The organism is Streptomyces sp. NPDC046915, from assembly GCF_040644935.1.
GTDB lineage: Bacteria > Actinomycetota > Actinomycetes > Streptomycetales > Streptomycetaceae > Streptomyces.
Genome location: NZ_JBEYXB010000032.1, coordinates 40,584 through 63,144 on the forward strand (window position 1 = coordinate 40,584; position 22,561 = coordinate 63,144).

At 70.1% G+C, this 22,561-nt stretch carries 24 protein-coding genes; 8 read left to right on the forward strand and 16 right to left on the reverse strand.

Annotation, left to right across the window (positions count from 1 at the left end; all coding sequences use genetic code 11):
- Positions 1 to 47: 47 nt before the first annotated feature.
- From ABZ915_RS44385 to ABZ915_RS44395, 3 genes are all read right to left on the reverse strand, one after another.
- A complete protein-coding gene (locus ABZ915_RS44385; protein WP_361815753.1) occupies positions 48 to 1,628 on the reverse strand; it encodes a TROVE domain-containing protein in 1,581 nt (526 codons plus the stop codon).
- Between the two features lie 467 nt (positions 1,629 to 2,095).
- Positions 2,096 to 3,538, reverse strand: a complete 1,443-nt coding sequence (locus ABZ915_RS44390; protein ID WP_361815756.1) for an alkaline phosphatase PhoX — start codon at positions 3,536 to 3,538, stop codon at positions 2,096 to 2,098.
- 232 nt (positions 3,539 to 3,770) lie between these two features.
- The gene (locus ABZ915_RS44395; protein ID WP_361815759.1) at positions 3,771 to 5,213 is read right to left on the reverse strand and encodes a hypothetical protein; all 1,443 of its coding nucleotides are present in this window, start codon (positions 5,211 to 5,213) and stop codon (positions 3,771 to 3,773) included.
- A 267-nt stretch (positions 5,214 to 5,480) separates the two neighbouring features.
- Here ABZ915_RS44395 and ABZ915_RS44400 point away from each other — a divergent pair, with 267 nt between their 5' ends.
- Positions 5,481 to 7,316 carry an endonuclease/exonuclease/phosphatase family protein gene (locus tag ABZ915_RS44400; RefSeq protein ID WP_361815762.1) on the forward strand — a complete coding sequence of 612 codons (1,836 nt, stop codon included), beginning with the start codon at positions 5,481 to 5,483 and terminating at the stop codon, positions 7,314 to 7,316.
- A gap of 96 nt (positions 7,317 to 7,412) precedes the next feature.
- Here ABZ915_RS44400 and ABZ915_RS44405 read toward each other — a convergent pair whose 3' ends face one another.
- The 4 genes from ABZ915_RS44405 to ABZ915_RS44420 all read right to left on the reverse strand — a co-directional run bounded on the left by ABZ915_RS44405 (position 7,413) and on the right by ABZ915_RS44420 (position 9,292).
- Positions 7,413 to 7,943, reverse strand: a complete 531-nt coding sequence (locus tag ABZ915_RS44405; RefSeq protein ID WP_361815765.1) for a DUF3618 domain-containing protein — start codon at positions 7,941 to 7,943, stop codon at positions 7,413 to 7,415.
- Positions 7,940 to 8,359, reverse strand: coding sequence for a phage holin family protein (locus tag ABZ915_RS44410; protein ID WP_361815768.1), 420 nt, complete (start codon positions 8,357 to 8,359; stop codon positions 7,940 to 7,942). Before ABZ915_RS44410 ends, ABZ915_RS44405 begins: the two co-directional genes overlap by 4 nt.
- Positions 8,360 to 8,468: 109 nt before the next feature.
- Positions 8,469 to 9,161, reverse strand: a complete 693-nt coding sequence (locus tag ABZ915_RS44415; protein ID WP_361815771.1) for a hypothetical protein — start codon at positions 9,159 to 9,161, stop codon at positions 8,469 to 8,471.
- Complete coding sequence (locus ABZ915_RS44420; RefSeq protein ID WP_361440083.1) at positions 9,158 to 9,292, reverse strand: hypothetical protein; 135 nt, start codon at positions 9,290 to 9,292, stop codon at positions 9,158 to 9,160. Before ABZ915_RS44420 ends, ABZ915_RS44415 begins: the two co-directional genes overlap by 4 nt.
- A gap of 170 nt (positions 9,293 to 9,462) precedes the next feature.
- On the opposite strand from ABZ915_RS44420, the gene dapA reads away from it, so the two are divergent.
- Entirely contained in the window at positions 9,463 to 10,404 is a 942-nt protein-coding gene (gene dapA / locus ABZ915_RS44425) for a 4-hydroxy-tetrahydrodipicolinate synthase (RefSeq protein ID WP_361815774.1), read from the forward strand.
- Here dapA and ABZ915_RS44430 read toward each other — a convergent pair.
- A complete protein-coding gene (locus ABZ915_RS44430) occupies positions 10,391 to 11,605 on the reverse strand; it encodes a hypothetical protein (protein WP_361815777.1) in 1,215 nt (404 codons plus the stop codon). The two genes, dapA and ABZ915_RS44430, sit on opposite strands and share 14 nt — an antisense overlap.
- Complete coding sequence (locus ABZ915_RS44435) at positions 11,602 to 12,159, reverse strand: SigE family RNA polymerase sigma factor (protein ID WP_361815780.1); 558 nt, start codon at positions 12,157 to 12,159, stop codon at positions 11,602 to 11,604. The genes ABZ915_RS44430 and ABZ915_RS44435 overlap by 4 nt, the downstream gene beginning before the upstream one ends.
- Positions 12,160 to 12,456: 297 nt before the next feature.
- Here ABZ915_RS44435 and ABZ915_RS44440 point away from each other — a divergent pair, with 297 nt between their 5' ends.
- Positions 12,457 to 13,635 carry a tyrosine-type recombinase/integrase gene (locus ABZ915_RS44440; protein ID WP_361815783.1) on the forward strand — a complete coding sequence of 393 codons (1,179 nt, stop codon included), beginning with the start codon at positions 12,457 to 12,459 and terminating at the stop codon, positions 13,633 to 13,635.
- 1,043 nt (positions 13,636 to 14,678) lie between these two features.
- On the opposite strand, the gene ABZ915_RS44445 is transcribed toward ABZ915_RS44440, so the two are convergent.
- Positions 14,679 to 15,401 carry a hypothetical protein gene (locus tag ABZ915_RS44445; protein WP_361815786.1) on the reverse strand — a complete coding sequence of 241 codons (723 nt, stop codon included), beginning with the start codon at positions 15,399 to 15,401 and terminating at the stop codon, positions 14,679 to 14,681.
- A gap of 127 nt (positions 15,402 to 15,528) precedes the next feature.
- Here ABZ915_RS44445 and ABZ915_RS44450 point away from each other — a divergent pair, with 127 nt between their 5' ends.
- The 4 genes from ABZ915_RS44450 (at position 15,529) to ABZ915_RS44465 (ending at position 18,034) form a co-directional block, all read left to right on the forward strand.
- Complete coding sequence (locus tag ABZ915_RS44450) at positions 15,529 to 16,251, forward strand: site-specific integrase (protein ID WP_361815789.1); 723 nt, start codon at positions 15,529 to 15,531, stop codon at positions 16,249 to 16,251.
- The gene (locus tag ABZ915_RS44455) at positions 16,248 to 16,883 is read left to right on the forward strand and encodes a DUF6262 family protein (protein WP_361815792.1); all 636 of its coding nucleotides are present in this window, start codon (positions 16,248 to 16,250) and stop codon (positions 16,881 to 16,883) included. The genes ABZ915_RS44450 and ABZ915_RS44455 overlap by 4 nt, the downstream gene beginning before the upstream one ends.
- A gap of 12 nt (positions 16,884 to 16,895) precedes the next feature.
- On the forward strand, positions 16,896 to 17,369 hold the full coding sequence (locus ABZ915_RS44460) for a hypothetical protein (protein WP_361815795.1): 474 nt from the start codon (positions 16,896 to 16,898) through the stop codon (positions 17,367 to 17,369).
- A gap of 143 nt (positions 17,370 to 17,512) precedes the next feature.
- The gene (locus ABZ915_RS44465; protein ID WP_361815798.1) at positions 17,513 to 18,034 is read left to right on the forward strand and encodes a hypothetical protein; all 522 of its coding nucleotides are present in this window, start codon (positions 17,513 to 17,515) and stop codon (positions 18,032 to 18,034) included.
- A 16-nt stretch (positions 18,035 to 18,050) separates the two neighbouring features.
- Here the strand turns inward: ABZ915_RS44465 and ABZ915_RS44470 are convergent, their stop codons facing one another.
- From ABZ915_RS44470 to ABZ915_RS44485, 4 genes are all read right to left on the reverse strand, one after another.
- Positions 18,051 to 18,458 (reverse strand): SseB family protein, encoded by a 408-nt coding sequence (locus tag ABZ915_RS44470; protein ID WP_361815801.1) that lies wholly within the window; start codon positions 18,456 to 18,458, stop codon positions 18,051 to 18,053.
- Between the two features lie 174 nt (positions 18,459 to 18,632).
- A complete protein-coding gene (dapD, locus tag ABZ915_RS44475) occupies positions 18,633 to 19,619 on the reverse strand; it encodes a 2,3,4,5-tetrahydropyridine-2,6-dicarboxylate N-succinyltransferase (protein WP_361815804.1) in 987 nt (328 codons plus the stop codon).
- A 76-nt stretch (positions 19,620 to 19,695) separates the two neighbouring features.
- Positions 19,696 to 20,244, reverse strand: coding sequence for a TetR family transcriptional regulator (locus ABZ915_RS44480; RefSeq protein WP_361815807.1), 549 nt, complete (start codon positions 20,242 to 20,244; stop codon positions 19,696 to 19,698).
- Entirely contained in the window at positions 20,244 to 20,564 is a 321-nt protein-coding gene (locus ABZ915_RS44485) for a multidrug efflux SMR transporter (protein ID WP_361815810.1), read from the reverse strand. The genes ABZ915_RS44480 and ABZ915_RS44485 overlap by 1 nt, the downstream gene beginning before the upstream one ends.
- Positions 20,565 to 20,800: 236 nt before the next feature.
- Here ABZ915_RS44485 and ABZ915_RS44490 point away from each other — a divergent pair, with 236 nt between their 5' ends.
- Complete coding sequence (locus ABZ915_RS44490; protein ID WP_361815813.1) at positions 20,801 to 21,682, forward strand: AbfB domain-containing protein; 882 nt, start codon at positions 20,801 to 20,803, stop codon at positions 21,680 to 21,682.
- 74 nt (positions 21,683 to 21,756) lie between these two features.
- Here ABZ915_RS44490 and ABZ915_RS44495 read toward each other — a convergent pair whose 3' ends face one another.
- Positions 21,757 to 22,089 (reverse strand): metal-sulfur cluster assembly factor, encoded by a 333-nt coding sequence (locus ABZ915_RS44495; RefSeq protein WP_361815816.1) that lies wholly within the window; start codon positions 22,087 to 22,089, stop codon positions 21,757 to 21,759.
- On the reverse strand, positions 22,086 to 22,556 hold the full coding sequence (gene sufU, locus ABZ915_RS44500) for a Fe-S cluster assembly sulfur transfer protein SufU (protein WP_361815819.1): 471 nt from the start codon (positions 22,554 to 22,556) through the stop codon (positions 22,086 to 22,088). The genes ABZ915_RS44495 and sufU overlap by 4 nt, the downstream gene beginning before the upstream one ends.
- Positions 22,557 to 22,561: the final 5 nt, after the last annotated feature.

Sequence of the window (22,561 nt, forward strand, 5' to 3'; positions counted from 1 at the left end):
GGTGTGGCCCGCACCCCCCGTAGAAGTGCGGGCCACGATTCGGCGGCTCAGGCGGTCCAGGGCCAGTCGGCGTCGCGGGCCGCTTCGAGCAAGGGCACCATCCGGAAAGCCGCGTCCGAAAGGCCCCCGAACGTGTGCCGGTTGGCCTTGCCCGACGGGCCGTGGCCCGCCCGGTAGCCGGCGAGGTTCCAGGTGTAGACCGGCACGTGCGCCGGGACCTGCTCGGTCGGGTCGCCGTAGCGGTTGAAGGCGTACTGCTCGTCGGTGACGATCAGCACCCGGTCCTGCCCCCGGTAGTGGGCGCGGACCGCGCTGGTGGTGTCGGTGCCGCCCAGGTCGCGGAAGCGGCCGAGGATCTTCAGCACCGACTCGCCCTTGCCGAACTCCAGCCGCCTGCTCGTGGTGCCGAACTCGACGAGATCCGCCTCCGCCGCCCGCAGCGCGAGCGCCGTGCCGAAGATCGCCGCCGCGTCGGCCCGGTTGAGCTCCGAGCGGTCCGACAGGGGCGCCCACATGGAGCCGGAACGGTCGACGAGGACCAGGGTGCGGCCGGGCAGCGCGGGCACATTGGCCAGCGAGTGGCCGAGCGCCTGCTCCAGCGGGTACGACCAGCGCAGCGAGGGCACGTGCCGGTACGCGGCCAGGTACCGGAAGGGGAACTGCCGCGAGCGCGCCACCTCGGCCGGGTCGCTGATCTTCGCGGCGACCCGGGCCGCGACCTCGTCACAGACGCCGGCCTGGTCGAAGTTGCGCAGGTTGCGGACCAGTGCCATGGCACCCATGGACGGGATCACGGCCTCCCAGGCCGCCTTGTCCATCGGGCCCTGGAGCCAGCCGGCCAGCGCCTCCCAGGTCATCCCGGCCGCCGCGAGCCGCTCGGCACCGCCCTCGGACGTCACGACCGCGCGCCGCCGCTCCACCGGCAGCGCCATCAGCTCACGGTGCGCGGTCAGGACGCGGTTCGACGCGGGCGGCACGGCGGTGTCGGGGTGGTGCCGGCGGTCGAGGGCGTACTGGAACAGCTCACCCTGCCACGGCTTGTCCGGATCCGGCGCCGCGTGCACCAGGTTGAGGATGTCGCCGAAGCGGTAACCCTTGGAGACGGTGTCGTACTTCAGCAGCGACTTGCCGCTGTAGAGGCGGCGCACGGCGTCGGCGATCCCGCGCTTGACGGGCTTGGGGACACCGCGGCCGTACATCGCCGTCCAGTAGGCGAGCAGTTCGCCGGGCTCGTCGGGCCGCTGGAGCACGGAGGCCACGACCTGACGGTTCGACGGGCCGTCGGTGGTGCCCGCGTCGAGGCGTGCCTTCACGTACTCGGCGGCGCCCACGATGGAGGCGGTGCGGAGGTTTCCCGCCCCGCGCAGCCAGCCGAGCAGGCCCGCCGTCCACGCGGGATCCTCGACGGCGAGCTGCCGTACGAGCTTCGCGAAGCGGTCGTCGCGGTCGTCGCCGGTCTCGTAGAAGGCCTGCTGCGACACGAAGTTGGCGAGCGCGAGCAGGAAGAGCTCCGAGCGGGCGTCGCGCTCACGGCCACGGCCGCCCTCGTAGGTGCGCAGCACCCGTCCCGTCGAGGTGACCCGCGAAACGGGCTGCGCGCGGGCGGACTTGCGGTTGAATCGCGCCATGGTGAATTCCCCCGAATTCATTGGAGTTTCGGAGGGAGGCGCAGCAGAAGGAGGGTGCCCGAGATCAGGAGTCGGCGACGGGACTTATCATCTGGCGCGTCTTCCTTTTCCGCCACACCGGCCCTGAGCCGATGACGGGATTCGAACCCGCATCCCTGTTTCCAAGGACCAGATCCCTGAAGTATCCGCTGCCTGCGCACCGGGCACCCACCATGAGCTGCGCCTCCCGAGATCGTGTTGCGCACCGGGAGGTGCATGAAGTTTTGGGTGTCCAGAGATCGAGGTCGGCGGAACCGACGTAGGTGCTCTAACCCCTGAGCTACACCGGCCGGTTGTACCGGTGGCGGGACTCGAACCCGCGGCCGCCCCATTATGAGTGGAAGTAGGTCCTGCCTTCGCACCTGGACGTGCATCACTCTAGGAGGCGGCCCGCGGGACGGGCGAGCGAATTAATTCCCGTGTGGGTGTTACCGCTTCTGGCGCTTCCAGGGGCCCGTGATGGCCAGCATGATGCCCGGCTCCTGGATGTTGGCGAACAGGGTGCTGCCGTCGGGCGAGAAGGTGACGCCGGTGAACTCGCTGTACTCCGGCTGCTGTTCGGTGCCGTTGTTGAGTTCGTTGCGGGCGATGGGGTAGGTGCGTCCGCTGTCGGTGGCGCCGAACAGGTGCTGGAGGCCCTCGCCGTCCTCGGCGATGACGAGGCCGCCGTACGGGGAGACGGTGATGTTGTCGGGGCCGTCGAAGTCGCCCTCCACGGCCGGGTTCGGGTTCACCCCGATGCGGACCTTCAGCGTCAGCGTGCGGCGCTTGGGGTCGTAGAACCAGACCGAGCCGTCGTGCTGGACGGGGCTCTCCTCGCGGGCGTACGAGGAGACGATGTACGCGCCGCCGTCGCCCCACCACATGCCCTCGAGCTTGCGGGCGCGGGTGATCTGACCGTCGGTGAACTGCTTGCGGACGGACGTGGCCTTGGCGTCGCGGTCGGGGACGTCGACCCAGTCGACGCCGTAGACCGTGCCGATCTTCGTGGCGCGGGAGAGGTCGTCGACGAACTTGCCGCCGGAGTCGAAGCACTTGAACGCCTGGAGCACGCCGGCGTCGTCGGCGAGGGTGCGCAGCTTGCCGCGGCCGTGGTGGAAGCCCGCCGGCGGGGTCCAGCGGTAGAGCGAGCCGTTGGGGCCGGCCGCGTCCTCCGTCAGGTACAGGTGGCCGCGCTCCAGGTCGACGACGACGGCCTCGTGGGCGTAGCGGCCGAGGGCCTTGACGGGCTTGGGGGCGCGGTTGGCGCGGCGGTCCTCGGGGTCGACCTCGAAGACGTAGCCGTGGTCCTTGGTCATGCCGTTCTGGCCGGCCTTGTCCTCGGTCTCCTCGCAGGTGAGCCAGGTGCCCCACGGGGTGTTGCCGCCGGCGCAGTTGGTGGAGGTGCCGGCGATGCCGACCCACTCGGCGACGTGGTCGCGGCGGACCTCGACGACGGTGCAGCCTCCGGAGGCGGCGGGGTCGTAGACCAGGCCCTCGGTGAGCGGAACCGGGTATTTCCAGTTCGCCCGCGGGCCCTTCAGCTCGTGGTTGTTGACCAGGAGCGTGGCGCCACGCGGGCCGCAGAAGGTGGAGGTGCCGTCGTGGTTGGACGGGGTGAACTCGCCCGACTCCAGCTTGGTCCGGCCGCTGTAGGTGATGATCCGGTACTTGAAGCCGGCGGGCAGCGCGAGGATGCCGTCGGGGTCGGGGAGCAGCGGCCCGTAGCCGACTGAGCCGTGCCCTCCGTGCGCTTCCTCGTCGGCGCTGTCGGTCTCCGTGGACGCGAGGGCGTTCGGCGCGGTGGCGAGGGCGCCGACGCTGCCCGCCAACGCCACTCCGGCACCGGTGATCGCGGATTTCCTGGCGAAGTCCCTGCGGGTGAGCGACATGGTGTCTCCCGTGATGGTGTGCGTACCGTGGAGGGTGGCGGACCTCGGGTCGGCGAAACGCTCCCGCCCGCCCCTGAACGGCGGTTGAACACCGGGCGACTTCACCGGACCCTGTTCCATGAATCCGTAATTACTCCCCCACGGACGCCAAAAGTCCCGTCGGCTTCCGGCCGTTGCCGGGGACTTCATCGGCCTCTTGCCCGCTCCCGGGCACCGAGGCCGTGTCCGGGACTCAAGTCACCCGCTGGGACCTGGCCTTGAAGGCCGCCTTCCGGGCTTCCTTCGCTATCCGCTTGTCGGGGTGCAGGCGGCCCATGGCCTCGAGGACGTCCGCGGTGGCCGGGTGGTCCACGCGCCAGGCCGCCGCGAAGAACCGGCTGTGCTGGCGGGCGAGGCCCTCGACGAGGGCTTGCAGTTCCTCGGAGTTGCCCTCGGCCTGGAGCTGGGCGGCCACCGTGTCGATGGTCAGCCAGAAGACCATCCGCTCGGACGGCGGCGGCACGTCGGCCGCGTCGTGCTCGCTCAGCCACACCCGGGCCAGTCCGCCGAGTTCCGCGTCGTCGAGGACCTCGCGCAGCGCCGGTTCGGCCTGCGGGCCGACCAGGGACAGCGCCTGCTGGCAGCGCAGCCTGCGCAGCGGTGCGCCGGGGTCCGAGCCCCGCGCGGCGGCCAGCAGTTCGGTCGCGGCGACGAGCGGTTCACGGCGGGTGAGCCACTGTTCGGTCTCGGCCTGGGCGGCGGCCGGCGGGTAGGCGGACGTCCCGTCGAGCAGTACGTCCGCGCCCTTGTCGGCGAGGTCGCCCACGGCGGGCGCCTCGAATCCGCCCTCCAGCAGGCGCGCCCGCAGCCCGTAGATGCCGAGCGGGGTCAGCCGGACCATGCCGTAGCGGGTGACGTCGGTGTCGTCGACCGGGCCGGAGGCCTCCTCGGCGGCGGCGGTGCCGTCGGGGTCCGTCATCAGCGCCTCGTCGACCGGCTGGTACTCCACGAGCCCGATCGGCTCCAGCACCCGGAACTGGTCGTCCAGCCGCATCATCGCGTCGGAGACCTGTTCGAGCATGTCGTTGGTGGGCTCGCCCATGTCACTGGGCACGATCACCGAGGCGGCGAGCGCGGGCAGCGGGACGGCCGCGTCGCCGGGACCGTTCTCGCTGACGGTGAGCAGGTACAGGTTCCCGAGGACCCCGTCGAGGAACGCGGCCTCCGCCTCGGGGTCCCAGTCGAGTGACGAGAAATCGACCTCGCCGCCCGCGTCCATCGCGTCGGCCAGGTCGTCGAGGTCGGGCACGCTCGCGTCGGCGGCCACGGTCTCCAGCGCGGTCAGCCACACCGCGAGCACGTCGTGCGGGGAGCCGCCGGTCAGCCGTGCCAGCTCCTGCCCCGTGGCGACGGTGCCGGCCTCCTCGTCGAGGATCTCGACCAGACCGGTGTCCACGGCGATCCGCCAGGCCTCGCTCGCGAGGGCGGCCGCGTCGTCCCCGCTCAGCGAGAGCGCTTCCGCGGCGGCCGGGAGCTGCTCGTCGACCAGCCCGCCGCCGGCGTCCACGCGGGTGTCGGGTCCGGCCCAGCGGGCGAGCCGGGCGGCCCGGGAGAGCAACGGCGTGGACAGCGCGTCACGCGCCAGCTCCGCTTCGGGGTGCAGCCTGACCGGCGGCAGGGGGGAGCTGTCTGACATCGGACTCCTCGCGGTTGTCAGGGGTTCAACCGCTCAGCCTAGACGGATTTGGGCCCATGCCGCCCGGTTCATCTACCCGCCACCGGCCGTACATGGCCGAAACCTTGACAACTGGCCTGGCCAGGCAGGAGATTGACGCGCGTAGAAACGGGGGGACAACTGTTCACTCACTTGTTTCACGCGGCTCTACGCGTGTCACGTCGTGCCACTCACGGCACGCTGTCCCACCCTCGTACCGGCGCTCACGTACGTCCCCGGAGGGATCCCTTGCCGAGCAGGTCTTCCGCGCGCCTCGCCGCGCTCACCGTCGCCACCGTCTGTAGCGCGGCCGCCGCCACCCAGATGGTCGCCCTCCCCACCCCCGCGCACGCGGACTCCGTGCGCATCCACGACGTCCAGGGCACCACCCGCGTATCGCCGTACGCCGGCCAGAAGGTGACGGACGTACCCGGCATCGTCACGGCCACCCGCACCTACGGCTCCTCCAGAGGCTTCTGGATCCAGGACCCGACCCCGGACGACAACCCGGCGACCAGCGAGGGCGTGTTCGTCTTCACCAGCTCCACCCCGAAGGTCGCGGTCGGCGACTCGGTCACGGTCACCGGCACGGTCTCGGAGTACGTGCCCGGCGGCACCTCGTCCGGCAACCAGTCGCTGACCGAGATCACGAAGCCGACGGTCACCACCGTCTCCACGGGCAACGCGGTCCCGGCCCCGACGGTGATCGACGCCAAGTCGGTGCCGAGCCGGTACGCCCCGGCCGGCGACACCGCCGCGAACGGTTCGGTCAACGGTCTGACCCTGGACCCGGCGACGTACGCCCTGGACCGCTACGAGTCCCTCGAGGGCATGAACGTCCAGGTGGCCGACGCGCGCGTGGTCACCGCCACCGACCCCTACAGCGAGCTGTGGGTCACAGTGAAGCCGCACGAGAACCGCACCCGCCGCGGTGGCACGGTCTACGGCTCCTACGACTCGCAGAACACCGGCCGGCTACAGATCCAGTCGCTGGGCTCGACCGCCGACTTCCCGAAGGCGAACGTCGGCGACACCCTCACCGGCACCACCACCGGCCCGCTGGACTACAACCAGTACGGCGGCTACACCCTCGTCGCCGGGCAGCTCGGCACCCTGAAGAACGGAGGCCTGGAGCGGGAGACCACCCGCAGGCAGTCCCACGGCGAGCTGGCGGTGGCCACGTACAACGTCGAGAACCTCGACCCGTCCGACGCCACCTTCGACAAGCACGCCGCCGCGATCGTGAACAACCTCCAGTCGCCGGACATCGTGTCCCTGGAGGAGATCCAGGACGACAACGGCGCCACGGACGACGGCACGGTCGACGCGAGCGCGACCGTGAACAAGCTGATCGACGCGATCGTGGCGGCGGGCGGCCCGAAGTACGACTGGCGCTCGATCAACCCGGTCAACGACCAGGACGGCGGCGAGCCCGGCGGCAACATCCGCCAGGTGTTCCTGTTCAACCCGGAGCGGGTCTCCTTCACCGACCGCGCGGGCGGCGACTCCACCACCGCGGTGGGTGTCACCAAGGTGCACGGCAAGGCGCAGCTGACGGCCTCCCCCGGCCGGATCGCCCCCGCCGACGCGGCCTGGACCTCCAGCCGCAAGCCGCTGGCCGGCGAGTTCGTCTTCCGCGGCAGGACGGTGTTCGTGATCGCCAACCACCTCAACTCCAAGGGCGGCGACCAGGGCCTGACCGCGCAGTACCAGCCGCCGGTGCGCAGCTCGGAGATCCAGCGGCACGCGCAGGCAACGCTGGTCAACGCGTTCGTCAAGAACATCCTCGACGTTCAGAAGAACGCGGAGGTCATCGCGCTCGGCGACATGAACGACTTCGAGTTCTCCGACACCGCCAAACTTCTCGAGGGCGACGGCGAGCTGTGGTCGGCGATCAAGTCGCTGCCGAAGAGCGAGCGCTACACGTACGACTACCAGGGCAACCAGCAGGTCCTGGACCAGATCCTGGTGAGCCCCTCGATCCGGCGCGGCTGCGACTTCGACTACGACAGCGTGCACATCAACTCGGAGTTCAACGACCAGATCAGCGACCACGACCCGCAGGTGCTGCGGTTCCGTCCGTAGCGGCCACGGGCCGGACGAACGCGGGGGCCGCGGGATCGGAGGATCCCGCGGCCCCCGCGCCGTGGCGCCCGGTCGGACGGCCGGCCGGTGAGCAGGTCAGCGGTGGCTGCGGCGCACGCGCCACCAGATGCCCGCCGCGACGAGTGCCGCGCCCGCCGCGCCGACGATCAGCGTCGGCACCGGGTGCCGCGCACCCGCCTGGACGAGGGAGCGCGCCTGGCGCGGCACGCGCTGCTCGACGGCGTGCCCGGCGTGCGTCGCCCTGTCCTGCGCGAGGTGTCCGGCCTGCCCCGCCCGCTCCTGCACGGTGTGGCCGGCCCGGAGCGCCCGCTCCTGCGCGGTGTGCCCCGCCCTGGCCGCCCGTTCCTGCGCGGTGTGCCCGGCCCTGGTCGCCCGTTCCTGCACGAGGTGCCCGGCCTGCGCGGCACTGCTGCGCAGTTGTACGGTCATCGCGCCCGCCTTGTCCCTGAGGTCGGCGGCGCGGGCCCTGGCGCGGCCCTTCACGTCCGCCCTGGCGGCCAGCTCCTCCACCGTGCTGCCGAGCTGGCTCCTGGTGTGCCTGATCTGCTGCCGCAGCTCGTCGGGGCCCTTCGCGCCGCCCCCGCCGGGTCCGCTGCTGTTGGTCATCGGTGCGCCCTTTCCCTGATCTCCTCGACGTCTGCCTTGACGCTGCCGAGCGTCTCCTCGGGTGTGGGCGGTGCGGCGCGCCGCAGCTGGGCGCGGCCGGTCGCGGCGAGCACCGCGGCGACGGCGAAGAGCACCGCCGTGACGATGAGCGCCGCGGCCCACACGGGCAGCGTCAGCGAGAGGGCGGCGACGGCCGCGGCGGCCAGACCCAGCAGACCGGCGTAGGCGACGGCGCCCGCCGCACCCAGCAGCCCGCCGCCGCGCCCTGCCCTCCGCCCCTTCTGTGCCAACTCCTCCTTGGCGAGGGCAACTTCCTGCCGCACGAGCCGGGAGAGCTGTTCAGTGGCCCGGCTGACGAGCTCGCCCACGGGCGGGTGCTCGTCGGTTGTGGGCCGCACGTTCATGGTCCCGGTCACGGTGTTCCGCCTCCTCTCGGTCCGGAACATCCGAGTACCCCGGCCGGCGACCGTTAAGGGGGCGGCCAGGCCCCCGGCAAGGCTGCCCAGGAGCGGACCGAGAGCGGATCTAGCCCTTCGGGCCTCCTCCCGCCCCGCGCTCGCCGAGGCGGGCCAGCTGGGTCTGGAACCAGTCGAGGCGGGCCTGCAACAGGGCGGCCTCCGCGACGAGTTCGGGCACGCCGAGCCCCTCGGGCCCGGCCGGGCCGACGCCCGCCGCCGGAGCGGTTCCGCCCGCGACCATCCGCAGCCCCTCCCCGGCCAGCCGGGCGAAGGAGGCGAGCGAGACGGACGTACGGCCGCGCAGGCACAGCGGACAGCCGGCGGTCAGGCCCCGCCACCCGGGCCTGCCCCAGCCGGCGTCGGCGAGCGCCGCCGGGGACGCGCCGCAGGCGCAGGGGCCGACGGTGGCCGTGCGCACCCGTTGCCGGGCATAGCGGAAGCCGCGCTCGAAGCGGATGTAGACGCCGAGGACGGAGACCTCCAGCAGGACCGCCGTCCGGTGCTCGGTGGTGGTGAGCAGCGCCTCCGCCGCCGCGCGGTCGTGCACGCAGTGGAAGCCGCAGTCGCACAGCCGTGCGGGCGGGCGGTGCCGGCGGCCGTAGACGCAGGACGCGTCGTCCACAACGGCGTACGGCAGCGCGCCGCCGAGCGACACACCGGTGAACCCGGCCCGGGTGCCGTCCTGGGACAGCACCGGGTGGGCGATCTTGTATCCGGTCGGCGGCTCCGTCGGGCGTTCCGTGGGGAGCCGCAGTCTCATCGGGCGGCCGGGACCTCTTCGGGTACGGAGTCCTGCGGTTCGCGGATCTCCTCGGTGACGTCGAGTTCTTCCTCGTGGACGACCGGCTGCTCCTCAGCGACTCCGGTGGCCAGTGCCTTGCCGAGCTTCATGGCGCCTCCCATGACTGCCGTCGGGGACCCTCCCGGCCATAGTGACCCATGAGAGGCCGAGTTGGACATAGGGCAGGGCGCGCACCCCTGCCGATACCGCAGCGATGCTTAGCGATATCCCGTAGAAGAATTAAGTGGAGCTTCACCTTCGTCGTGCCGAGACTACTCCCATGACGACCACCCCGTGCCCCTCCTCGCGCCCCTCCTCGCGCCCCTTCTCGCGCCCCTTCGGCCGCACGCTCTGCGCGATGGTCACCCCCTTCACCCGGTCCGGCGCGCTCGACCTGGACGGCGCGGGGCGCCTGGCCGGGCGGCTGGTGGCGGAGGGCTGCGACGGCCTGGTCCTCAGCGGCACGACGGGCGAGTCGCCGACCACGAGCGATGCCGAGAAGGCGGAGCTGATCACGGCCGTCCGGGAGGCGGTCGGCGGCCGGGTGCCGATCGTGGCGGGCGTGGGCACCTCGGACACCCCGCACACCGTGGAACTGGCCCTGGCGGCCGAGAAGGCGGGCGCGGACGGCGTGCTGGTGGTGACCCCGTACTACAGCCGGCCGCCGCAGGACGCGCTGGAGGCGCACTTCCGCCAGGTCGCCGACGCGAGCGGTCTGCCGGTGATGCTGTACGACATCCCGGGCCGCACCGGCACCCGCATCGCGCCGGAGACGTTGATCCGGCTCGCGGACCATCCCCGGATCGTGGCGGTCAAGGACTGCTCGTACGACTTCCTCGGCACGCAGAAGGTACTGGCCCGCACCGGCCTGGCGTACTACGCGGGCTGCGACGAGCACATCCTCGCCCTGTACGCGGTGGGCGCCGCGGGCTGTGTCAGCACGGTCGCGAACGTCGTCCCGCGCCAGGTCGCCGACATCCTGGACGCGTTCGACGCGGGCGACACCGCCCGCGCGACCCGGCTCCAGCTGCGGGCCACCCCGCTGATCGAGGCGATGATGGGCACGGACCTGCCCGGTACGGTCACCGCCAAGACCCTGCTGGCCGGGCTCGGCCTGCCCGCGGGCCCGGTGCGGGCACCGCTCGGGCCCGCCGGCCGGGAGACGGCCGACGGGCTGCGCGCGGTGTACGAGGAGTACGTGTCGGACGTCAGCGGGTCGTGAACAGCGGCTCCCACCGTCCGCCGGTGTCGTCCTTGGGCGAGCGGAAGCCGCTGAGCGGTTCGGCCTTCTTGCTGCCGACGGTGACCAGTACCAGCCGCTGGTGGTACTCGTTGTGGTCGCCGCCGATCCCCCAGGCGATCAGCCGCTTGCCGTCCGCCCAGGCCAGCAGTTGCTGGCCGGGCACCTTGGTGATCCGCTTGCCCGTGGCGGGGTCGTCGACCGCGGAGGCGATCTCCTTGCCCTTTCCGGCGAAGCCGCCCGCCACCAGCTTCCCGTCGGGCGAGAGCCCGGCGTCGACCCAGGGGTCCACGTGTGCCTCGTCGGCGGGCGTGGCCACCTTGGTGCCGTCGAAGGAGTGGTACACGCTGCCCGACTTCATGGGGATGGGCTCCCAGAGGAGCTTTCCGTCGTGACTGAACTCCAGATCCGCGCGTGCGTTGAGTGACAGACCAAGTTCGTCCTTCCAGTACGGCAGCTTGTGCCACTGCGCGTCGCCCGAGGCGACGTCGATCAGGGTGAAGCCGGTCCGGCTGGGCACCGTCTGCGGTTCCACCTCGTCGTTGACCGGGATCCGCTTGCTCCAGAAGGCACGGTCGGGGTTCTTGGCGTAGGTGGTGGCGACCAGCTTGGTCCCGTCCGGCGAGAAGGCCAGCCCGCCCACGCCCTGCGGCACCTGGATCCAGCGCTCCACCTTGCCGGTGCTCAGATCCAGCAGCCCGACGCGCGAGACGGGCAGTTCGCGCTCCAGCACGGCGGCGAGACGCGCTCCGGGAGCGACGGCCACGAACGACCACCGGGTGTCCTTCTTGTACGTGCGGCTCCCGGGATCCAGCAGCCAGTACGTCCGCGTGGTGATCTCGTCCTTGTCCGGCTGCTTCACCCGCTTCTGGGTGCTGTACCCGGCGACCACCGCGCCTCCCGCCCCGATCAGATCACGCGGCGGCGACTGGTCGGCGTGGGCGACCACCCGGCCGTCGCCGACGCGCGCCGGGCGCGCGTCCCGCCCGCCGGAACCGTCCAGCAGCGGGACCCCCACGGCGATGGCGATCACGGTCGCGGTGGACGCGGCGAGCGTCGCGACCGTGCGGGTCCGGCGGCGCCGGCGCAGCACGAGCACCCGGTCGGCCAGGGTCCCGGACGGCGGCTCCGTCTCCCCCGCCATCTCGCGCAGGGAGTCACGCACGAGTTCCTCGACGTTCACGAACGCACCTCCACGGGCGAGAAGTCACGGGACGGCAGTTGCTCGGCGTCCGCCGGACCGAGCGCGGCCAGCTCGGGCGCATGGACGCGCAGCCGGGCCAGGGAGCGGTGAGTGGTGGACCGTACGGTGCCCACGGAGCAGCCCAGCAGAGCGGCCACGTCGGCCTCCGGCAGGTCCTCGAAGTAACGCAGCACCAGCACGGTGCGCTGGCGGTCGGTGAGCCGGGACAGGGCCGCGCGCAGCACGAGCCGCAGCTCGGCGGCGTTCGAGGCGTCCTGGGTCGCGGAGGTCTCCGGCGGCTCGGCGACGCTCACCTCCCGCCGGCGCCACTTCAGCCGCCAGCGGCTGATCTGCTGCCGGTACAGGATCTGCCGTACGTAGGCCTCGGGTTCGTCGATCCGCTGCCACCGTCCCGCCGCCTTGACCAGTGCGTTCTGCAACAGGTCCTCGCCGGCGTGCCGGTCCCCGCCGGTCAGCAGGACGGCCGTCTTCAGCAGCGCGGACGACCGGTTCGCCACGAACTCCCGGAAGCGTTCCTCCGCTTCGGCATCCATCGCCACCTTCTCTTTCCCCCGGGCGGACCCGGTGCCCGGCCCCTCTACCCCTTGTGACGCGGCCGACCGCCTGCCGCTATGCCTGTGTGCCGCGAGGAAATTCCCGCCGGTCCACGGCGCACGGTGCCGTACGTTGGTCCCGTGAGCCGCCCCCTGCTGTACCTGGACGTCGACTTTACCGACCACGGATAGTGCCGCCCGTGATGTCCGTCTGGGCCTGTGACCAGGACGTCATGGGCTCGTTTACCGACCGGGACCGGGACGTCAGTCACGTTCCGGAGTCGGTACGGAGGACAAGTGGCACGGCACGTCGTGATCGGGGAGTTGAGGGTCCAGCGGATCGAGCGGAAGGACGGGCGGAGATCATGGACGATCGCCTGGCCTGAGGGCACGCTTCACACGGAGGCGGACCGTTACCTGCGTGAACACGAGGGCTCGGGCACGCAGAAGACCTACGCGTACTACCTGGTGGACCACCTGCGATGGCTGGAGCGAGAGTGCCTGGCCTTCGAGACGGTCCAACTGCGCGACCTTAATCGGTACATGGGGATCGTCGGTGCCGAGGTCCGCATGCCGCTCGGAGAGCCGTGGCGGGTCGGCAAGCGCCCCTACGGTCGCTCCGCGCTGTCGACCGCGGCGGCCTGCTTGAAGGGCTTCTACCTGCACCAAGCCGCGCTCGGCGTAAACGGCGAACTCGGCAAGAAGCTCGACAAGTCCCGGCTGCCGTCGCGCGTGGACCGCCGTCGCTCGTTCCTCGGTCACGTGAAGTCGCCACTGCCCACGAACCCGCTGGCACCGAAGGGGCCGCACCGCCGGCACCCGAAGATGCTGCCAGACGGTGCGAGGAAGAGGCTGCTGGAGACGGTGAACTCCGCCCGGGACCGGCTGGTCGTCGACTGGCTCGCCGACGGGGGCCTGCGGATCGGCGAGCTCTGCGGGCTGCACCTGGTCGACCTGCACCTGAGGGAGAACGCTGCCTGCGGCGAGTGCCGCACCCCGCACCTGCACATCTGCCACCGGCCAGGCAACCCGAACGAGGCCGAGGCCAAGACCAAGCACCCGTGGCAGGTCGAGCGCGGGACGGTCACCGGCGGGCTGATCAAGCGAGTCAGCCCTGCGATGGTGCACTCCTACTTCGAGTACATCACCACCGAGTACCCACGCGGCGCTCGGCACGGCATGCTCCTGGTCCAGCTGCACGGTGCCGGCGTCGGCGAGGCGTGGGCCCCGGTCGGCGCCCGCCGGATGCTCGGGCGGGCAGGGAAACGCGCTGGTCTGGGGCTGGTGAAACCCCATGCCTTCCGGCACACCTTTACCTCGGCGGTTCTGGATGCCGCGGACGGCAACAGCTTGATCGCCCGGGACGCAGGCGGCTGGGCCTCGGCCGCGATGGTCGACGAGGTCTACGGGCATGTCGACATCCATGATCCGGTCTTCGACGCCGCTCTGCGCACGGTCTGGGGTGAGAGCCGATGAAGCGCCGGGACGCCTTCCTGTTGCCGTTGCTGGCCACGCACCAGAACGACACGCGGATCGGCAGAGATCGTTTGGAGATCCTCACCGCGCTGATGAACGGGCCCTCCTTCGATCCTCTGTTTCGCGACGACATCATCCAAATTCCACAGGGACACCAAACCTACCGGTGGTTCTGCCGGGTCGGCGGATGCGAGCGCGCTACCGGCCTCGGCGACTTCTGCCACAGCCATCGAGAAGAGTGGCTCACCGTCGCGAAGCAAGGAGTCAGCCGGTCTGCTTTCCTCAGCGCTGCTGAACCTTTGGGCCAGTCAACCGATCATTACGGCAATATGTCTTGCCTGATCTGCCCCGAGCGCCCCGCGCGACCAGGTGAGTATCGTCTCTGCGAATTGCACTTCAAGAAGTGGAGTCGGGCGCGAGCTGGAAAAGAAGCCGCACTCGACTTGGATGGGTGGGTCGCCGAGCAAAGTCCTTCTCCGGGATTCGGGGCTTGCGTGGTGCTGGTCTGTCCTCTGTTGGCAGAGTCGCCGCTCGGACTATGTCGTCGGCACGGTAACGCCTACCGGAGGGCAGGTTCCCTCGGCGACGCATCGATTTCGCAGGGATGGTGGCGTGACGACCAAGCCGCACTCAGTTACACGGACCAGAACCGGTTCCAGGCATGGTGCAATGCGGAGACCGCAGTCGCCCTACCCGCTCAGTTGAACCTGCGTGGCCTGCGTCCGCTGGCGCAAAAGGAGATCCAGTGGGGGCTGTTCACTCACACCCAACGGTCGCGTCCCGCTCGTTGGGATGTCATCGCACTCCGCATGGTAGTGAATGCCTGTCGCGAAACAGACGCGACCTCGATCATCGATCTGGACGTTTCCTCCTTGAGTAAAACCGCCACGGGGATCACGAAAGAGATCCTTCACGAGTTGCGTCTGGTCTATTTCACGCGAGAGGAGACCAAGGAGGCTGGATTCATCGAGACCAGGCACTTCGGCATCAGTCTCGATCAGCGGCTCGGGCATATCAGTCTCACGGGGATCTCCCAACGATGGTTACAGGGAATCGCATGGGACTACTTTGCCGAGATCCTCAGTTCGCCCAGATGTCCCAGCGCTCACAAACTCGACCAAATTCGCCGTGCGATGACGGAATTGAGCGCTTTCCTTGAAGTCGATGCCCCTGGCGGGGGCCACGACCCAGCAGTCTTGACGAAGGAGCATGCCGATCGCTTCGTCGCAGATCAGAGACATCGCGAACGCCATGGACTCCCCTCTCTGGCCATGGTCCGGTCCGATGGGAAGCCGAGCATCGTCACAACCGGCACGCGGTCGGTGGTCTTCAACCACACGCGCAAGATCCTCCGCAAGGCAATGGACGACGGTGCGACCGATGCTCTTAGCCTGGCGCGAGAGTTTGTCGTCGCGTTGCCGAACGCCGGTGCCACCGCCTACCCGAAGCGTCGTCGCCCCTTCGCCGACGAGGTGGCGCGCGCACTGGCAGACGAGCGCAATCTCGCCGAGCTCACACGCGTCCACGATCCGGATGACGAGGGAGCCCGAGACATCTGGGAGATCGTCGTGGTCACCGGACGACGGTTGGGCGAGGTCATCGAGCTCCGCTGGAACTGCATCGGCCGGCTCAGCGGACTCGCGATGCTCTGGCACGACCAGACCAAGGTTGGTAACTACGACGCGGCAATCCGCATCCCCGAGTCGCTCTTCGACCTCATCACCGCCCGACAATGCAAGACTCTCAGCCGGTTCGCCGACGAACACGGCTACACCCCCAGGCAAAGAACGCGACGGACTCGCGCTGTTCCCCACCAGCCACCGCAGCACCGATGGAACGATCGCACTGAGCAGACCGTGGTTCTACAGCCGCTTCCGCCCCTGGGTCGACGCCATGGACATCGGCCATTGCGTCCCCCACCAGGCCCGCCACACCCTGGCCACCAGCCTCCTCCGCCAAGGCGCCACACTCACCCACATCCGTCGCTATCTCGGGCACGTCTCGGACCGGATGGCCGAGCACTACGTCCATCTCTCCAACACCGATCTGGAGAACGTGCTCCAGCATGTGTGGGTCGCCGGCCCCGGCGCGGCCGCTCCTGGGGAACTCCTCGCAGGGGACGCAGCCGAGGCGCTCACGAAGGAGCAGGCCCTGGCCATCGCGGTCGACCTGGCCCGCCGCAGCACTCCGGCCGAGGGTGGCTTCTGCACCTTCCAGCCGGTCGTCGACGGGGGTGCCTGTCCCTGGAACCTCGACTGCCACAGCTGCGACAAGTTCGTCCTCTCCGGCGCGGACCTCCTCTACTGGCGACGCAAGCGCGAGCAGTGGCGGCTGCTGGCCGAGGGTGCCCCAGACGACGCCACCGCCGACTACCTCCACCGCTACTTCGAGCCCACCGCCCGCGCCATCGAGGGCCTGGAGAAGGCCCTGGCCGGCCTCGGCCTCCTCGACGACGCCCTCGCCCTGGACCTGCGCAAACCGCAGGACTACTTCCACCGCGTGTGGTCCACCGCCTTCCGTGCTGCCGACCTCGCTGACGTGCGCAGCGAAGAGCAGGACGAGTACGGCGATACGTGCGCAACGGACGGCGACGATCTCGAACAGGACATCGCATGAAGACCACCACCGTTCCAGGACCCCGTACGGCAGCCGCCCTGGCAGCCCGCCGTCGCAAGACCGAGACCGCCCTCCACCGCGTCCACGAGGCCATCGCTCGCCTTCGGCGCGAGAAGACCCAGATCAGCGTCGCCGCCGTCGCCCGCCGCGCAGACGTCTCCCGCACGTTCCTCTACGACAACCCCGAGGCCAGGACCGCCATCGCCTCGGCCATGGCCGAGGCCGGCGAACCCCGGTCCCGGACGCTCGCCGAGCAGGATGACGAGCGCGAGGCGACCTGGCGCGAACGCGCTCTCAACGCGGAGGACGCCCTCAAGTCCGCTCACGCCGAGATCCTCACCCAGAGGACCCGCATCGGTGAACTCCTCGGCGAGATCCGGGACTTGCAGGCCGAATGGACCGAGGAGGCCATCCAGCGGATCACTACCGAGAACACCACCCTCAAGCAGCGAGTTCGCCAGCTCACCGCCGACAACCGCACCCTCGACGAGCGGCTCAAGGCTGCCCGATCCAACCTTCGATTCCAAGACCGGCGCCTGGCCGACCTCGAAGCACAGATCGCCAGCCCGGGGCCAGCACACTCCTCGGCAGACCCTGAATCAGCCGCCCCGGGCGAGAAGCGCGGCCCGTGACACCATGCGCACATGCATTTCGAGCTCGCCCCACCCGTCGGCGTCGGCCCCCTGCAGATTGGCATGCCGCGCCAGGCTGCGAACAGCGCACTGGACTCGCTGCGGGAACCAGCAGCCCTGTCCCCATCCGATCAAGCGGGTCAGTACATCTTCCGGCCGAGCGGCCTGATGATCAGTATCGGATGCGTGCGTGACCGGCTGGAGGCCGTGGAGCTGGGACGCCCTACTGGACCGTCTGACGTCGTGTTCTTCCGTGGAATCGACGTCTTCGGCCTCCCGGCCCGCGAGGTCGTAAACCGGATGTCGGAACTCACGTCCATCGTCGCCGACGACGAGGACCCCGCGTCATTCGTCGCGCCAGACCTGCTACTCAGCTTCTGGCGCCCCTTCGACTGCGACGATGAACCGGACGACGAGCAGGGCTACTACTTCAACTCCGTGTTGCTGGCCCGGCCCGGCTACTACGACGGCCCCAGCCAGGGCTAAGCCCGGACCAACCATGTGATCTTGCACCGCCGAAAGCCTTCACGACCCGTCCACCGTCCTGGTGGGCGGGTCGCCCCATGAGACCACCCGGACGAGTTACAGCAACACCCCCAACTCCCCGTCACGGACATGTAGTCTATGAATTGTCGCAGTTCAGAGCCGGTATCCGAGCTCCTGCGGTCGGTAAAGTCGACGGCCCGCTGAACCCGTACGCGGCGCGGCCCGAGCGGCGCCCCGCGGGCTACACGACGATCCGGGTGGCCCTGCACCCCGGCCGTGCCCTGCGGGTCTGGCTGAACCCGGACCACGGCCCGGCGCTGCTGAACCTCGGCTACGACCTGTGCTGGGCCACCACGTGGATGGACGCGGCCAACCGGTGGATCGCCCCGGTCGTCGGCCTGCCCGAGCTGCCGTACGTCGACTTCGGCGCGGGCCTGTTCGCCCTGCGGCCCGACGGCGTCCACTGGAAGACCGAGGCCATCGTGGCCCACGCCGCCGGCCGCCCCTTCGCCTGGGTGGACGACGAACAGAGCCCGGCCGACACGGCGTACGTGCGGGCCCACCATGGCGGGCCCGTACTGCTCCACCACGTCAGCCCGAGGATCGGCCTCCGCGAGGAGGACTTCACGGTCCTCGCGGACTTCTCGGCCTCCCTCGCACCATGACCGCTGGTGCCGCGCGTCAGACGAGGCAGCGGGCGAGAAATCCCTGTGCCTCGTGCGCGGACAGCGTCAGTGAGTCCTCGTGCCCGGCGTCGATGACGAGAACCACTTCCTCGGTCGGCCAATGAGCGGCCAACTGCCGCAAGGTGACCGGCCGATAGCAGGGCACCAGAGGGAAGGCCCGGAACAGCCGCTCCTCGGACGTGAACACATGGACCGCCGGAGCGGAGTTCACGCTTTCGACGACCGGCAGCACGAACCGCACGAACCGACTGCGACCGCTCGTGTAGCAGATACCGCTCATCGCCGGGATCAGCACATCAGTCCCAGCCAGAGCATCCAACGCCCGGCGGTTGGGGTCCGTGGCCAGTTCGTGCAGGGCGTCTCTTGCCACGGTCTCGAAGACCTCTGCCGGGATATCAGTCATGGAGGCGTCCCCTCGTCGCAGGATCCCGCCCTCGATACGCAGCTCTACCCGCGATCGGCGCGATCATGCTGTGCGGTCCGGGCGCCCGGAACGAAAGCGCCCTTCCGGGCCGTCTCGGGCCGTGGAAGGGCGCTCATCGCCGACCGGGCGGCCGCACCGCACGGCCGCCGGTGATCAGTTGTGGCTGTGCAGGACCTCGTTCAGGCCGCCCCATACCGCGTTGTTCGGGCGGGCCTCGACCGTGCCGGTGACCGAGTTGCGGCGGAAGAGGATGTTGGAGGCGCCGGAGAGCTCGCGGGCCTTGACGATCTGTCCGTCGGGCATGGTGACCCGGGTGCCCGCGGTGACGTAGAGGCCGGCCTCGACCACGCACTCGTCGCCGAGGGCGATGCCGACGCCCGCCTCGGCGCCGATCAGGCAGCGCTCGCCGATGGAGATGATCACGTTGCCGCCGCCGGAGAGCGTGCCCATGGTGGAGGCGCCGCCGCCGATGTCCGAGCCGTCGCCGACCACGACGCCCGCGGAGATACGGCCCTCGACCATGGAGGTGCCGAGCGTGCCGGCGTTGAAGTTGACGAAGCCCTCGTGCATGACCGTGGTGCCCTCGGCGAGGTGGGCGCCCAGGCGGACGCGGTCCGCGTCGGCGATGCGGATGCCCTTGGGGGCGACGTAGTCCGTCATGCGGGGGAACTTGTCGATCGAGGTGACCTGGAGGTGCAGGCCCTCGGCGCGGGCGTTCAGCCGCACCTTCTCGATGTCGTCCACGGCGACCGGGCCGAGCGAGGTCCAGGCGACGTTGGCGAGGTGGGCGAACATGCCGTCCAGGCTCTGGCCGTGCGGCTTGACCAGGCGGTGGGAGAGCAGGTGCAGGCGCAGGTAGACGTCGTGCGCGTCGATCGGCTTCTCGTCGAGCGAGGCGATGACCGTGCGGACCGCGACCACCTCGACGCCCCGGCGGGCGTCCGGGCCGATCGCGGCGGTCGCGCCGCCGCCGAGCAGCTGCGCGGCCTGCTCGGCGGAGAGCCGCTCGGTGCCGGAGGGGCCGGGCTCCGCGGAAAGCTCCGGCGCGGGGAACCAGGTGTCGAGGACGGTCCCGTCGGCGGCGATCGTGGCGAGGCCCGCGGCGACGGCACCGGTGGTGCGTGCGTTCTTGTCGGTCATGAGGGAAACCTAACGTGGCCTGTGCCGCTTGGGCGAACCGCGTCTCACGTGCCGAGCCGCATCGGACCGGCCCGCGCTACGAGGGCGCCCCGTCGATCAGCCGCGCCAGTACGTCCCGCGTGTACTGCTCGTCGTACTCCGCTCCCGTCAGCAGCACGTCGAGGCAGATCCCGTCCATCAGGGCGAGCAGTGCCCTCGCCGTCACCGGATCGGTGCGCGCCGCCAGTCGCCGGGCCGTCTCGCGCGTCCACTCGGCGGCGACGGGGCGCAGGGCGGGCCGGCGCAGGGCCGCCAGGTACAGCTCGTACTCCAGCTCCACGCCCGGCCGGTCCCCGCCCAGCCAGTTCCGCAGGACGTGCGCGAGACCCGTCGCGAGATCGCCGCCCGGATCGTCCAGGACAGCGCTGTCGGCGAGCACCTTGGCGAAGCCCTCGTTGGTCTGGCGGAGCGCGGCCACCATGAGGTCGTCGAGGGTCGTGAAGTGGTACGTCGTGGAGCCGAGCGGGACGTCCGCCTCGGCGGCGACCGAGCGGTGGCTCAGGCCCGCGATGCCCTTCCTCCCGACCACCCGGATCGCCGCGTCGATGATCCGCTGCCGCCGCTCGGGGTCGTAACGCCGGGGCATCAGTGAGCGCCTCCCAGGTTGAGCACCACCACTCCCCCGACGATCAGCACGATCCCGGCGACCTTGGTCGCGCTCAGTCCCTCCCCGAACAGCATCAGGCCGATCACGGCGATGGTCGCGGTGCCCACCCCGGACCAGATGGCGTACGCCGTTCCGATGGAGACGGTCTTCAGAGTCTGGGCGAGCAGGGCGAAGGAGAGGAGGTAGCCGAGGGCGGTCAGCAGTGAGGGGCCGAGCCTGCTGAAGCCGTCGCTGTACTTCATCGCCGTCGTGGCGACCACCTCGGAGGCGATGGCGCAGCCGAGCAACAGGTATCCCATGTGTACGAGCGTACATAACGGCGCGGAACAGGTCACGAGGGGCACTGAGTAAGGGATGTGAAGTCCCACGCGGAACAGAAGCCCCTTGCGGAACATGAGTTGGTTTCACTTTCATAGAAACCGCTCACTCAAACGGCTCCCGACGCCCCGTCGGCTCCACTAGTGTTTCACCGCTCACATACCTCACCCTCACACCCCCGGCCGCCGCCCCGCGCGCCGCTGGAGGAAATCTGCGCATGCAAGACACCACACCCCAGCCCCCTCGGAACGAGCCTTGGGAGAACGGCTGGGCCCCCGATACGTCCCGGGCTCCCGGAACGCGAAGACTCTGGCTGGCCGGCGGGCTGGCCGCCGTGACGATCGCCGCCTGTGTGACGGCGATAGCCGTGAACCACAACGCTCCTGACAAGGCGTCACCCCAGGCGAAGTCGGCGGCCCCCACCGATGGCGGTCCCGGCCTGCTCTCCTTCGCCTCGCCCTCCGCGAGCACCAAGGCCGCGCCCGGAACGAAAGGCCTTCCGTCCTCGGCCACGTCCACCGCCAAGGCCTCGACCGCGTCCCCGGACGGCGGCAAGGACGGGTCCAAGGCGTCCACCAAGCCGTCCAAGTCCTCGGGCTCGTCGGGCTCTTCGGGCTCATCCGGAAAAGGCTCGGACGGAAAGGGCTCGGACGGCGGTTCGCACGGTTCGACGGACTCGTCCGCGTGGAAGTCCGTCCGGGCGGTCAACTACCCGGACCGCTACTGGCACGTCAGCGGCGGCTACGTGAAGCTCGATCCGGTGGGCTCCGCCTCCGCGCGCCGCGACGCCACCTTCAAGGTGGTCAACGGCCTGTCCGACGCCTCCTGTTACTCCTTCGCCACGGCCGACGGCACCTATCTGCGGCACCGCAACTTCGTGCTGCGCTCCGAGCGCGACGACGGCTCGTCCCTGTTCGAGCAGGACGCCACCTTCTGTCCCCGGCCGTCCTCGTTCTCCGGCGCGGTCATGCTGGAGTCGGTGAACTACCCCGGCCGCTTCCTGCGTCACCAGAACTTCCAGCTCAAGCTGGACCCGTACCAGTACGGCGGCACGTACCGGGCGGACTCGGCGTTCCAGCTGGTCGACGGACTCGCCTGAACACACGGACCGGCCTGAACACACGGAAGCGGCGGCACCCCTCGGGTGCCGCCGCTTCACGCGTGCAGGAGGTCTCAGACGTTGAAGCCGAGCGCCCGAAGCTGCTCGCGCCCGTCGTCGGTGATCTTGTCGGGGCCCCACGGGGGCATCCAGACCCAGTTGATGCGCAGTTCGTTGACGATGCCGTCCGTGGCGGACTTGGCCTGGTCCTCGATGACATCCGTCAGCGGGCAGGCCGCCGACGTCAGGGTCATGTCGATGGTCGCGATGTTCGCTTCGTCGATGTGGATGCCGTAGATCAGGCCGAGGTTGACGACGTCGATGCCCAGCTCGGGGTCGACGACGTCGTACAGCGCCTCGCGGAGTTCCTCCTCCGAGGCGGGCTTCATCTCAACGGTCTCGCTCATGCCGTCTTCCTTTCGGCGTCGACCGCGCCACCCAGCGCCTGGGCCGTCGCGTCCTTCCACGCCATCCAGCTCAGGAGGGCGCACTTGACCCGGGCGGGGTACTTGGAGACACCGGCGAACGCGACCGCGTCCTCCAGGATGTCCTCCATCGCGTCGTCGGGCTCGATCTTGCCCTTGGACTGCATCAGCTCCAGGAAGGTCTCCTGGACCTTCTGCGCGTCCGCCAGGTCCTTGCCGACCAGCAGATCGTTCAGCACGGAGGCGGAGGCCTGGCTGATGGAGCAGCCCTGGCCCTCGTACGAGACGTCCTCGATCCTCGTGCCGTCGTACTTCACTCGGAGGGTGATCTCGTCGCCGCACGTCGGGTTCACGTGGTGCACCTCGGCGTCGCCATCCCGCAAGCCCCGCCCGTGCGGGTGCTTGTAGTGGTCCAGGATGACTTCCTGGTACATCGAGTCCAGCTTCACGGTTT